Genomic DNA, 12,596 nt, shown 5'->3' on the forward strand with positions numbered 1-12,596 from the left:
CTAAGCCGTTATCAAATATCAAATACTCGCTGGCTATGGATTAAATCTATAGCCTCCTCATCCTTTAGAGGTTTACTGATTAAATATCCTTGGATTACATCACACTTGGCTTGCTTGACATAGTCTAACTGCCGCCTCGTTTCAACCCCTTCGGCCACTACTACTAATCCCATTCTACGACCAATCAGTACAATAGCTCTTGCGAGTGAACGCTTATCTTCTTCTATAGGAACTTGTTCAATAAAAGTCCGGTCTATCTTCAGTGTAGTGATCGGCATTTGTTGTAAATAACTCAATGAAGAATATCCGGTTCCAAAATCGTCAAGAGCAATTTGAACACCCAATCTTTTCATAAATTCTAACTTTGGAATCACAATGTCAAATGACTCAATAATAATCGATTCAGTAATCTCGAGTTCCAAATATATTGGATTGAGTCCTGTCTCATCCAAAATACGGATAACCATATCGACAAACTCATCTTGCACCAATTGAACGACCGAGATGTTCACCGAGATTTTATAATCTCCAATCCCTTGGTCATGTAAGCCTTTAGCAAAACTGCAAGAGCGTAATAATACCCACTCGCCGATGGGCACAATGAGTCTGCTATCCTCTGCAACTTTGACGAACGATAACGGGGAGACTAACCCGAGCACCGGACTATTCCAACGAATTAGCGATTCAAATCCAACAATTTTCCCCGTTTTAAGACTGACTTGAGGTTGATAATGCAGCACGAATTCTTCCTTTTTAATGGCTTCGCGAAGATATTTTTCTACATTTACACGATCATTAAACGTTTGTAAGAATGAAGGGCTGAAGACCATATACCTTCCTTTACCCGTCTCCTTAGCTTTATACATAGCAACATCTGCATTTTTCAGTATTTCTTCACCACTCACACCATCTTTGGGATAGAAGGAGATACCCATACTTATTGAAACGTACAAATCGCTATCATTGATCCGAAAAGGTTCCTTAAATCCTTGAATCAATAACTCGGCAAGGTCCTCCGCTTGCGCTTCTCTCTCGATATCCCTCTGAAGAATAACAAATTCATCCCCACCTAACCTAAACAGCATTCCTTCCTCTCTGACCAAGGAGGATAGCCTGAGGCTCACTTTCTTCAAAAGTTGGTCACCGAACTTGTGCCCTAGCGTATCATTGATATATTTAAAGTTGTCTGTATCCACAAAGAATAGTGCGGATTTTCCCAGGGAATACGTGAAGTAGTACTCAAGCTCTTCAAGTAAATATTGACGGTTTGGCAAATCACTTAAAGTATCATAATACGCAAGATGTTGAAGCCTCTCTTGAGATAATTTCAACTCATGAATGTCGACATCAGAACCTGCCATTCGGCAAGCCATCCCCAGCTCGTCGAACAGTACTTTCCCTCGTCCAATGAACCAATTGTACTCTCCGTTCTTCTTCAATAAGCGATATTCACATTCAAACAGTTCCTTCTCACCTGCTTGTGCTGCTTTTAATTCTTCGCTAACTCTCTTTACGTCCTCAGGATGCATCACATGCTTTAACCGATCACTAGGCATATCATCTTCATACCTATAACCGAGCAATTGAAACCATCTTGGGGAATAGAAACGTCGATTTCGGATAAAATCTATTTCCCATATCCCACCGTTGGACGATTCCGCAACTAACTTGTACCGTTCTTCACTTCTGCGGAGTAGTCTGTCATTCTCAACCAGCATGTCGTAGTTCTCTCTTAATTCATCTTGGGTCACTGCCAGTTCTTCGTAAGTCTCTTCAAGAGCTTTATAGCTACGCTGCAATTGATGTTCATAATTTTTTTGTTCCGTTATATCAATCATCGAACCCGAAAATCGTCCCGGGCACCCGTCACTATTTCTTAGTAACATTCCTCTAGCTTGAATCCAAAGATACTCCCCATTTTTCTTAATCATGCGGTACTCAGCTTCATATACCGGAGTTTCACCATTTAAGTAAGCCTGTCTCGCACCTTCCGTAGCTATAAGATCATCGGGATGGAGTAATTCACGCCACTGTTCTGCTGTCGTCTCAATTTCATCTCTCCTATAACCTAAGAGGTCAAATAATCGGTCTGAAACATCATAATTACCGGTAGATGGGTCTGTATCCCAAATAACAGCTCCTGATCCGAGCGAGGCCAGACGAAATTTTTCCTCACTGTTCCGCAGTTTATCCTGGTTCAATAGTAATTCATGCATTTGGACTTGCATTTCTTCCTTTGTTACCGCAACTTCCTCATAAATTCCTTCTAGCTCCTGATAACTGTTCTGCAGCATCTTTTCGTACAGCTTGCGCTCATGTATATCTATACCACAAACAATAAAAACATCAGGATATCCCGATACTCCAGTAATAACCGTTGTTCTAAACAGAAATGTCTTGTGGTCCCTCTGCTCATTACAAATTAATGTGATCTCCTGCTGATCCACAAAATTCATAGCTAAGGCATCATCCATGAGCTCGACAAGTTGTCCATAATATTCCTGAAGATACATTAGCTCGTTATATTTCTTTCCAATCACATCTGCTTCTTGGATCCCTGTCAGCCATTCGACATATTTGTTAATTCTGAGAATGCTCTTGTCACTATGTACAGCCCAAATGAATAATTGAGTATGGTCAAAAACATTCTTAGAAAACTCCTGCTCCCCATGAATAATTCTTCTTAAGTGGTTAATATACAGTTTTAGTACCAAATAACTTACAGCTATTAATATAATAAAAGATAAACTAAATATCATAATGGATTTATAGGATGATGGATATATTGCTCCATCCCAATTACCATAGGCCGCAGGCGGGTATAGCAACGCAGCTAATACGATCGTTATAGAGGCCAACATCATCCTAGAAATCCGCTTCATCCGTGTACCCCTTTACGAAATAAAGTAATGTGAGATAAGTAATTTAATCGCTTTGTCTGTTTAATTTTAACATATTTTCTATAAATATAAATACAGCATTTTCCTTTTACGCGAGCAGTGTCGAATAATTAGGTAAGAGTAATTTCGAAAGAATAGAGTTTCATTGAACCAAAAAAGAACCGATAAACCCTTCACTATAACCAAGGATTTACCGGTAATATGTTGGTAGAGATTTGTTTCAAATGCGTTAGTTCTCTTCCGAATCTAGGAAGGGTTTGTTCACAAAGTAATACATGACGCCCATAAGTAAAACCCCTCCAATCAGATTTCCAATCGTCACCGGAATTAGGTTATGTAATACGCCTGGGAAAGATATTGTTCCTGGATGGTCCAACACGAGTGCGATCGCGAAGGTACACATATTGGCGATGCTATGTTCATACCCCGAGATAAAGAAACAGAATACGAACAACATCATGGCAAACATCTTTGCCCCATCTCCCTTAAGTGACATCGGGATAAAGAATGCCATACAAACTAGCCAGTTACAGAGAATCGCCCGGAAGAAAAGCTCACTTGCTGACGTGGTCATTTTGTGCTCTACAACATTCAACAAAAAACTGTTAACTGACGAATCTGTAAATAAACCTGTTAGAAAGATCAGTAAGGCGAATACCGCCGCACCCATGATATTTCCAATATAACTAAACAACCAAAGTCTTACGACATCTCTCCACTTCAGTTTTTTTCTGAGAGCAGCATAGGTATAGTAAAAAGTGTTCCCCGTGAAGAGGTCTCCGCCACCGTAAGCTATAAGAATAATTGCGGCACCAAACGTGATGGCTGCCATGGGATACGCAAATGGGGAATGTTCCATATAGAAGTAGTTTCCGCTTTTGAAGGCAACAATTACACCAAACCCAATAAACATACTCGCGAGCATGGCTCTTGCGATATATCGAATCTGGCTTTGCTTAAAAATCTTATATTTCTTAAGTGCCAGTTCTTCAACCCTTAGCAGCGATTCTGTCTCCATAGTTCCTCCTAAATAGTTAACGTAATAGATTTCATATTTATCCTTAGTATATGGACTGAAGACAAGTTGATACATGCTGAGGGCGATTACTTTCACTTCGCTAAAGCAGGATCTAATCTAATTTTTTTATTATTGGTGGAGTTTGGAGGCTCGTATATTTACAATTGGCTTAGTTTTGTGCATAATGTAATTAGAACATCATGATAATGATTATCATTATTAATAATAATATACTTCAATAATATAGCATGAATACAAAAGGAGCTTAACAACAATGAGAATATCCGCTCGGAAACCTTCGCCGTTAACAGTCGATGATTACCTAGATCTACTTAATCTCGCGACCCGTCTTGGGGACTTAAAGTGGCAAGAGGAAATCATTCGTAAGCTTTCATGTCTACAGGATAACCTATCTGAAGTTGGCAAATAGTGGGGACGTTGACAGGATAACGGATATCCTGTATATTGGACCAAAATAACCCTGATGAATCAACTTACGACGGAAGCACCCGTAAGAAAAGGCATTTATGCCTTTCTTGCGGGTGCTTTTTTTGTGTCGTATTCGTTCATTCAGGGACAAGGAGAGTGATGATAGGATGAAAATGCATAAGTTAAAGCTGGAACTGACCGCCGCGCTTGTTGTGGTACTCCTTCTTTGTACAACTATAGGAAGTGGTTCGGTAGCAGCAGCTACCCTGCAATTTACAGATGCGGTTAGAGCATCATTAGTGAAGACTGCAGGGACCGCGGGGAGCACCAAGCAAGCAAAGCTCGTTAAGCAATATGATGATTTGGCCGCACTTCAAAAGCAAGCTATGGAATGGGACAACAAGACTTCGACACTCCACTACAATAATGAGGCCTTAGTTACAGCTATACGAAAGAAAATCAAGGAAATCGACGCTGATAAGATCATAAAGTTAGAAGACCAAGTCAAACAGATTAAAGCAAAGTATCAGCCTCTATTTAACACATATAGTTCACTGACCAAACAGGTTGCTGCTGTTAAATCATTCAAAGATAAGTCTCTCTACAAAGTGCTGCGGGGAGAAGCTGATGTGATGAAAATTGCTGTAGGTTTGGCCCGACAAGATATCCGTACTAAGGAAGACTCCCTAAAAGCGGCCAAAAGTGATAAGTCACGAAAGGCTACTCAAATCCGTTCTATTCTGACTGAAATAACGCCACTTAAGACCAAAATAACGGCAGAACGAAGTCTCCAATCTACACCAAACAAGAGCATTACCACCGAATGGACCAATTTTAAGGGCGCAGCTAAGAAAGGCGACGCTGACCGATCAGGCGATTGTTTAGCCAGACTTTTGACCCTATCCGGTCAAATAACAACATACAAACAAAACATGTACAACCTAGAAGTTAAAATTAGTGCCGTTATCCAGCGGGCTAATTCACAGTTACCGTAACTCTCATGGAAAAAGCTGACCCCACACTACAATGAGCGGGGTCAGCTAATTATTTAAGATCTTATATTATTGCTACAGCTCAGTACTTCCCATGAGATAGCAATCCACTTCGCGGGCAGCTTTGCGCCCTTCATGTATAGCCCAAACAACCAAGCTTTGTCCTCGTCTCATATCACCAGCTGCGAACACACCTGGAACATTTGTCGTGTAATGATCTAGCTCAGATTTCACGTTGGAACGTTCGTCACGTTCAATACCAAGCTGTTCCAACATGCCGCCTTCTGGCCCTGTAAAACCAAGTGCCAACAACACCATATTAGCCGGTATTACCTTTTCACTTCCTGGGATTTCGACGGGAATCAAACCGCCCTGCGGATTCTTGCTCCACTCAACTTCTACCGTTCGAATGGCCTCCACATTTCCATTAGCATCACCGATGAAGCACTTGCTGGCTGTTAAATAGCGACGAGGATCGGTTCCATATAGCTTCGTTGCCTCTTGCTGACCGTAGTCCGTCTTCATTACCTTTGGCCATTCTGGCCAAGGGTTACCCGGTTGACGGCTTAATGGAAGCTGTGGCATGATTTCCAACTGTATGACACTTTTGCATTCAAGTCGGATTGCTGTCGCCACACAGTCTGTACCCGTATCTCCACCACCAATGACGATGACATCCTTATCCTTGACTGATAAGTACTTACCGTCCTCAAGTTCTGAATCGAGTAAGCTCTGCGTACTACGTGTTAAGAATTCCATTGCTTGATGTATGCCATTAAGCTCTCGCCCTTCTATGTTAAGATCCCGCGGTTTTGTAGCGCCTCCACACAGAACAACGGCATCAAACTGAGAGCGTAATGCCTCTGTAGTGATATCCTTACCTATCTCCTGTTTAGTGATAAAGGTAATCCCCTCCGCTGCAAGGAGATCGACACGTCGCTGCACCGTCCCTTTATCCAGCTTCATGTTGGGAATACCATAGATCAATAATCCGCCTATCCGATCGGCACGTTCATATACCGTCACATCATGTCCTGCTTTATTAAGCTGATCCGCACACGCTAGACCTGCAGGACCTGAACCAACGATAGCCACCTTCTTACCTGTATGAGCAGTAGGCATGGTGGGTGTAATCCAACCCTCCTGAAACCCTCTATCCACGATTGCTTTCTCGATATTCTTGATCGTAACCGGAGAGCCACTCTTCCCAACTGTACAAGCCCCTTCACACGGTGCCGGACAGACACGTCCAGTAAATTCAGGGAAATTATTAGTTTTGTGTAGACGCTTCAAAGCTTCTTTCCAGCTTCCTCGGTACACCAGATCATTCCACTCGGGAATTAGATTGTGTATTGGACAACCCGATGCCATTCCTGATATAAGCCTGCCAACATGGCAAAAAGGTGTCCCACAATCCATACAACGAGCACCTTGTATCGTTAACTTCTCTTCCTCTAATGGTATGGCGAATTCTTTCCAGGCATTGATTCGTTTTAACGGATCTAACTCCCCCGGAACTTCACGTTCATATTCCAAAAAACCGGTTGCCTTACCCATTTCCATCCCCCTGTTCATAAATAACGACTTCAAACTCGAATCTATTACGCTATCGCATTATTACAATGAAGTATTAAAATTAACTTATGTTAACATTTCAGAGGTTGTCCGTAGAATGATGAAGATCACGCACTAGTCATCTTCGATAAACATTCATTCAAATTATGCAAACAAAAATATATATACCCATTTTTTTCTTAATCGAGTAAGTAATTTGATCTCATGATCTGGGCCGATTGATTGATAAAATGGCGGTACTACAGCATATCTTGTATGTAGGTTTTATTTTTTAGATAGACCCCGATATTTCGGGTGAGAAAACCCATTGATTTCCTAAAGGAACCACATGTATGATGTGTGTTAGGACATACTTTCGTAGTGATGCCGGACATGGACATCATCAGCTAGTACATACATTTTTTGGTTCATTTCGAGGGGGATTTATTTTGGAAAAGGACGAATATCACGCTCAAATCGATTCGATCATTCATTCCTCCGCTTTGTTGAAGTCCATTGATAAGATGGGTGTAGGAATAGCTATAACTGATCCGACTCTGCCAGACCATCCATTGGTCTACGTTAATCAAGGGTTTGAGAAAATCACCGGATATACGCGCGAAGAGGTCCTGATGCGTAACTGTCGATTTCTTCAAGGTGAAGAAACGGACAAGGAGCATCTTGGAGTCATTCGTAAAGCGATCAAGGAAGGTCGCTCTGATACGGTCACCATCAAAAATTATAGAAAAGACGGCAGCACATTTTGGAACCAATTTATTATCAGTCCGGTCATCGGATCCGAGGGTAAACCCACATACTTTATAGGTCTTCAGTTAGACGTCACTAAAGAAGTTGAAGAACGTAACGCGTCTAAGCAAAAGATTCAACAACTTTCTTATTTTGATCCATTAACCGAATTGCTCAATATGAATCGCTTCAAGGAAATTATGAAATCGAAACTCGAAGCGACTGGATCCACGAAGAAAATGGCTGCTGTACTGCGTGTAAACTTAAATAGATTCCGTTATATTAATGAAAGTTATGGGGAAGTTACAGGAAATGAGATTCTGAAACAAGTTGCAGAGCGTCTAAAAAACACCTTAGCGGATGGGACACCTATTTGTCGTAGCTTTGCAGATGACTTTATCATATTCTTGTCTGATATTTCTGACCCACTTCAAATTCATGAGATCGCAAACAACTTAAGTGATACTTTAAAGAAGCCTTATTCTGTATTCAATGAGGAGATCACCAGTGGGTGTGGTATGGGCATTAGCCTTTACCCAGATGATAGTCAAGATGTAACCAAATTACTAAAGCATGCTGAACTTGCAATGAAAGAAGCAAAGGCCGAGTCATTAAACGGTCCGCACTACTTCGATTATTATTTAATGGATAAATTACATAAGAGAATTAATATTGAGAAGAAACTACCACGAGCCATGGCAGAAGGTGAATTTGAGCTTCATTATCAGCCTAAAATAGATACCTCCACTTTAACGCTCACCGGCTTCGAGGCTCTCATTCGTTGGAATGATCCTGAACTGGGACTAGTTCCGCCTAACAACTTCATTCCGATAGCAGAAGATACCGGACTTATCGTTCAATTAGGAGAATGGGTACTATTGGAGGCATGTCGAACCAATAAGAAGTGGCAGGATGCTGGCCTCCCTAAGCTACCGGTATCCGTAAACGTCTCAGCCGTACAATTCAAACACCCACAATTCGTTCATATGGTCCAGTCAGCGTTAGAACAAACTGGGCTTGACCCACAATATTTAGAGCTTGAAGTAACAGAATCACTACTTAACACACCCTTATTTATTATGGAAAAGCTAGATTCACTGCAAGAGAAAGGGATAACTCTCTCTATCGACGACTTTGGAACAGGATATTCCTCTATTTACTATCTAAAAGAACTACCTCTTCAAGTTCTAAAGATTGACCGTACCTTTGTTCGTGAGACACCTAGCTCTATACGAGACAGTTCCTTACTACTGTCCATCATTCAATTAGGCAAATCCCTCGGGATGACCGTATTAGCTGAAGGTGTCGAGACCGAGGAACAATTTAATTTCCTACGTGACAATGGTTGCGACCAAATCCAAGGTTATTATTACAGCCGACCACTCAATCAGATGTCCATGGAAAAATTGCTAAATTCAGACCCGAGCTAATCGCTTGGGGTTATATTAAAAGAACCGTTTCCACTGATCATTAGATCATGTTGGACACGGTTCTTTGTTTGATTTTATATGGGGAAATTACACTTCACTCATAAAGTTTCGATTCTTTTTTTATTACATAAGTACCTGCTATTAGATCATGTAGTCCTCTCTTCTTCTCATTGAACGCAATCATTATAAATCCAATACACAAAATGATTGCAGACACATATACAGCAAGATACCGCCCTATGGAGCGTAGATAAGATATTTTCTCACCTTCCTCATCCACAATTTTGACACCGAGGATCAGCTTCCCAACCGTGCCCTGCCAAGCTGTACAAGGTAATAAAGTGAAGTATATGAACCCGAGTATCCATTCTGCTACCCAGTTAAATGGCGAGAACCAAGTTAGTATTTCTAAAATCACGCAGTCAATTAATACTGCGAGCAATCGTATCCAAAAACCTACAAATTCCGGGTTTGGGTTCCGGTAGATCATTCCCGGTTGATAATCGTAATTATTATTGGAAGAATCCATATTATTGTACATTTTACTGGCCTTCTTTCCTGTCTCATATCGATTCATTTATTCATCATATCTGTATTTCCCTGTTTATGTGAAAAATCCCTCTTTATGATATTCATAAGATGAAATTACATGCTGGGTAAACATCTCAATACCCCTCGCCAAAATAAAAAAAGCACCCAAAGGTGCTTCTATTTAATCATTATGGATTCGATAATGGTATTCTGATACCACAGAAAAACCCAGCTTATTGTACAAATCTAGCGCGCCTGCATTTTTACGGAGCACCTGAAGATAGATATGCTGTGCTCCTTGCACCAAAGACCACTCACAGAGCGCTCGGAATATCGATCCAGCTACTCCTATTCTGCGGTGCCGAGGATCAACAATCACGTTGCTAATACCCGCCCATCCTCGTTCAAGGACTGCGCTAGCAAGCCCTATCCTTTCACCATTCTCCAACACAGATACAAAACATTTCGGAACCATAATTCCTTTGAAAATAGATCTATATGATTCTTTACGCTCATTCGGAAACCCTTCCAACACTAAGAAATCATCAAGCCAGCCATCATCAACCTCCAGTACAAACTTTGCGGACCATGACGTGATCTGTTCTGTACGTTTCAGAATTTCTTCGCAAGAAGCCGCCATCATAAAGCAATGCATAATGGCGGAGTAACCTCTATGCTCTAATATTCCATCTAATTCAGAGGGAGAAGAATTACTCACCTGAAAGCAAGGAGAAATACCCCGATTGCGGTAAAATCCTTCTATCGCCTCCAGCCAATCGCCCTCTGGGAAAGCTCCTGCTGCAAGGACGCTATTCGCCCGCCTGGTAACCCCATCATTAGCGCGTAGTCTCCAATTGCCTAGGTCCGCACGCTCCCGTGGAGGCCATGCATTGGCTGCAAGTTGTTCCAGCAATCGAGCTAGGTCTGCTTCTGAATGAATCATTTCAGAATTTATCTTAGCCATTGGTCAAAAAACTCCTTGTACCCCCGTTTCATTACGGAGCTTGAAAACATATCAAATGCATATTCCCGGTTATCCGGTGAATATTTAAGCGGAGAGGCCGCCGCCATATTGACCAGTTCGAACCAATTACGTTCATTCCCTGCAAAAGCATGCTTGGAACTAATATGCCCGTAACAAGGATGTTCCGGCTTGACCACAATTTTGCCCATCGCAAGCGCCTCAGTAAGTGGCATCGCAAAAGTATCGAATTTAGAACAGCTCCAATATACTTTCGCCGAGTTCATGAGTGTGAATATCTGATCCTGTGTCAAAGCAAACTGCAGGTTAACGTTTGAAGGGATGTCATATTTCTTCATACTTTCCTTATACCTTTCCCCGCCAAACACCATGAAGATTTCCTTGTCTGGATTCTGCCTTGCGTAATCGAGCACCAAATCTGGCCGTCGATTCTCTTCATCCCTACCAATCCAAAGTATGCGATTGTCGACAATAGCACTTGGATCAAAATGTTTCCTCGCCATCTCCTCACTAAACCCAATCGGGATGACATTCACATCTGTGACCCCAAATACATCATTGAACTGGCGCTTTAGAAATTCAGTCTGTACGATAGCTTTATCCACGATCCCGTAAAATGGCTTCATCATTTCATACCCTGTCAACGCAGGATCAGGAAAGCTATGTGGGAACAGCACACTATTCTTGATGAACATCTTCAGGAAAGTGAAGCCGGATATAGTGTAAATTACGTGCTCAATATTTTGCGAGTAAATCTGGTCTAATACGATATCGTAGTTAACCAGATCTCCCTTTTCATGCTCATACCCTGGAATCCAGTCATGTCCGCTGACATGCCGCTCAGGAGATATAAAGACGATCTCAACGCCTAATTCCAAGGCAATATCCCGAAGTCGCTCAGCAAACACCCTCGGACCTTGGGACTCCGTAAACTGAATTTTTCGCATCACCAACCCGACTTTTTTCATAAATTCACCGTCTTATCTATATAATTAGATTCCACTTTATATGCATCCAATAATTCTAAACACTCCATCAAATTTGATGATGTTTCTTCCCACTGTGTTAGCAGCTTGTCCTTTGGCCAAAGAGTTATTTCTTGGCGTAAATCCCCTTGGATCAACAGTAGCATCCATAGGGAAAATAGCGCAGCGAAGAGATAATAATCTTGTTTGAAGCTATCCTTATTCTGATTCCCCTGGGTACCACGAAGAGCAGCGGTTTGATCTATATAACAATTTAAGATTGCTTCCCTATCTGCACTTGTCATCTGCTTCGGAAACAGAGGATGCGACATATCAATCAGATGGTATAAGTCCCACAGCGGTAGATTCGGATGGGCATGTTCCCAATCCAATATATAGATCTCTCCGCTCTCTGTCTCGGCATAGTTCCCTAAATGAAGGTCACCGTGACAAAGCACCTTTTCCCCCGTGAAGACTTGTCCCTCCGCCACGAGCCTTATATCCTCAAGAAATCGATTGGATATCCCCATCTGTTTCATAACGACTATGATTTCATCTGCACGAACAAGTAATTCCGATGCTATTTGTTCAATAGGTGGCTTAGGCCCTATAGCAGGTATTCCATCCCAATGTGTCGTGGGACGGGAATGCCAGCATGCCATCTCTTTAGCAACCCTCAAGGCGTGTTGCAGACTGTACTCATGACGTAGCGGGCCAATATCTTCATAGATCGTCCAGCTCTGCTCCCCTCTCCCTGGACCAGAAGAGGCAAGTAATTGGGGATATATCTTGGGGAACAAATGCAGGATATGTTGATACACCCAGAGTTCCCGATCTTCGGTAGCGTCATTCGTTAAAGGCTTGAACACATAGCTTCGTTCTGGCGACACATAGAATCGCTCCACGAGTTTACCGTTCATCCCTTGATTCAAAGTTTCTCTTCTCCAAATGTTCCGATCATCTAGCGTACCGTCAGGTAATACATACTGTCCAGAATTATCCATGTGATCAACACCCCCCTTTCCCCTTATTTCCTTCAAGGGTACAA

At 41.9% G+C, this 12,596-nt stretch carries 10 protein-coding genes; 3 read left to right on the plus strand and 7 right to left on the minus strand.

Annotated elements, in window-relative coordinates; translation table 11 throughout:
• Positions 1-11: 11 nt before the first annotated feature.
• Both EJP82_RS15890 and EJP82_RS15895 read right to left on the minus strand, forming a co-directional pair.
• Complete coding sequence (locus EJP82_RS15890) at positions 12-2,882, minus strand: GGDEF domain-containing phosphodiesterase (RefSeq protein ID WP_127193059.1); 2,871 nt, start codon at positions 2,880-2,882, stop codon at positions 12-14.
• A gap of 247 nt (positions 2,883-3,129) precedes the next feature.
• Complete coding sequence (locus tag EJP82_RS15895; RefSeq protein ID WP_127193060.1) at positions 3,130-3,918, minus strand: formate/nitrite transporter family protein; 789 nt, start codon at positions 3,916-3,918, stop codon at positions 3,130-3,132.
• Between the two features lie 274 nt (positions 3,919-4,192).
• Between EJP82_RS15895 and EJP82_RS27985 the strand changes: the two genes are divergently transcribed.
• The gene (locus EJP82_RS27985; protein ID WP_170220206.1) at positions 4,193-4,348 is read left to right on the plus strand and encodes a hypothetical protein; all 156 of its coding nucleotides are present in this window, start codon (positions 4,193-4,195) and stop codon (positions 4,346-4,348) included.
• 166 nt (positions 4,349-4,514) lie between these two features.
• Positions 4,515-5,342 carry a hypothetical protein gene (locus tag EJP82_RS15900; protein WP_127193061.1) on the plus strand — a complete coding sequence of 276 codons (828 nt, stop codon included), beginning with the start codon at positions 4,515-4,517 and terminating at the stop codon, positions 5,340-5,342.
• A 72-nt stretch (positions 5,343-5,414) separates the two neighbouring features.
• Here the strand turns inward: EJP82_RS15900 and EJP82_RS15905 are convergent, their stop codons facing one another.
• Entirely contained in the window at positions 5,415-6,896 is a 1,482-nt protein-coding gene (locus EJP82_RS15905; RefSeq protein WP_127193062.1) for a glutamate synthase subunit beta, read from the minus strand.
• 446 nt (positions 6,897-7,342) lie between these two features.
• Between EJP82_RS15905 and EJP82_RS15910 the strand changes: the two genes are divergently transcribed.
• Positions 7,343-9,070 (plus strand): putative bifunctional diguanylate cyclase/phosphodiesterase, encoded by a 1,728-nt coding sequence (locus EJP82_RS15910; protein ID WP_246054187.1) that lies wholly within the window; start codon positions 7,343-7,345, stop codon positions 9,068-9,070.
• 94 nt (positions 9,071-9,164) lie between these two features.
• Here the strand turns inward: EJP82_RS15910 and EJP82_RS15915 are convergent, their stop codons facing one another.
• The 4 genes from EJP82_RS15915 to EJP82_RS15930 all read right to left on the minus strand — a co-directional run bounded on the left by EJP82_RS15915 (position 9,165) and on the right by EJP82_RS15930 (position 12,552).
• Positions 9,165-9,611 (minus strand): RDD family protein, encoded by a 447-nt coding sequence (locus tag EJP82_RS15915; protein WP_170220207.1) that lies wholly within the window; start codon positions 9,609-9,611, stop codon positions 9,165-9,167.
• A 171-nt stretch (positions 9,612-9,782) separates the two neighbouring features.
• Complete coding sequence (locus tag EJP82_RS15920) at positions 9,783-10,565, minus strand: GNAT family N-acetyltransferase (RefSeq protein ID WP_127193064.1); 783 nt, start codon at positions 10,563-10,565, stop codon at positions 9,783-9,785.
• Entirely contained in the window at positions 10,553-11,551 is a 999-nt protein-coding gene (locus tag EJP82_RS15925; RefSeq protein ID WP_127193065.1) for a glycosyltransferase, read from the minus strand. Before EJP82_RS15925 ends, EJP82_RS15920 begins: the two co-directional genes overlap by 13 nt.
• Complete coding sequence (locus EJP82_RS15930; protein WP_170220208.1) at positions 11,548-12,552, minus strand: phosphotransferase; 1,005 nt, start codon at positions 12,550-12,552, stop codon at positions 11,548-11,550. Before EJP82_RS15930 ends, EJP82_RS15925 begins: the two co-directional genes overlap by 4 nt.
• Between the last annotated feature and the right edge of the window lie 44 nt (positions 12,553-12,596).

The sequence above is a fragment of the Paenibacillus anaericanus genome (assembly GCF_003994475.1).
GTDB classification, from domain to species: Bacteria; Bacillota; Bacilli; order Paenibacillales; family Paenibacillaceae; genus Fontibacillus; species Fontibacillus anaericanus.

Bases quoted from the DNA above. Each gene is read 5' to 3' on its own strand.
- EJP82_RS15895 (WP_127193060.1), bottom strand. From the start codon at position 3,918: ATGGAGACAGAATCGCTGCTAAGGGTTGAAGAACTGGCACTTAAGAAA.
- EJP82_RS27985 (WP_170220206.1), top strand. From the start codon at position 4,193: ATGAGAATATCCGCTCGGAAACCTTCGCCGTTAACAGTCGATGATTAC.
- EJP82_RS15900 (WP_127193061.1), top strand. From the start codon at position 4,515: ATGAAAATGCATAAGTTAAAGCTGGAACTGACCGCCGCGCTTGTTGTG.
- EJP82_RS15915 (WP_170220207.1), bottom strand. From the start codon at position 9,611: ATGTACAATAATATGGATTCTTCCAATAATAATTACGATTATCAACCG.
- EJP82_RS15920 (WP_127193064.1), bottom strand. From the start codon at position 10,565: ATGGCTAAGATAAATTCTGAAATGATTCATTCAGAAGCAGACCTAGCT.
- EJP82_RS15890 (WP_127193059.1), bottom strand. From the start codon at position 2,882: ATGAAGCGGATTTCTAGGATGATGTTGGCCTCTATAACGATCGTATTA.
- EJP82_RS15930 (WP_170220208.1), bottom strand. From the start codon at position 12,552: ATGGATAATTCTGGACAGTATGTATTACCTGACGGTACGCTAGATGAT.
- EJP82_RS15905 (WP_127193062.1), bottom strand. From the start codon at position 6,896: ATGGGTAAGGCAACCGGTTTTTTGGAATATGAACGTGAAGTTCCGGGG.
- EJP82_RS15925 (WP_127193065.1), bottom strand. From the start codon at position 11,551: ATGAAAAAAGTCGGGTTGGTGATGCGAAAAATTCAGTTTACGGAGTCC.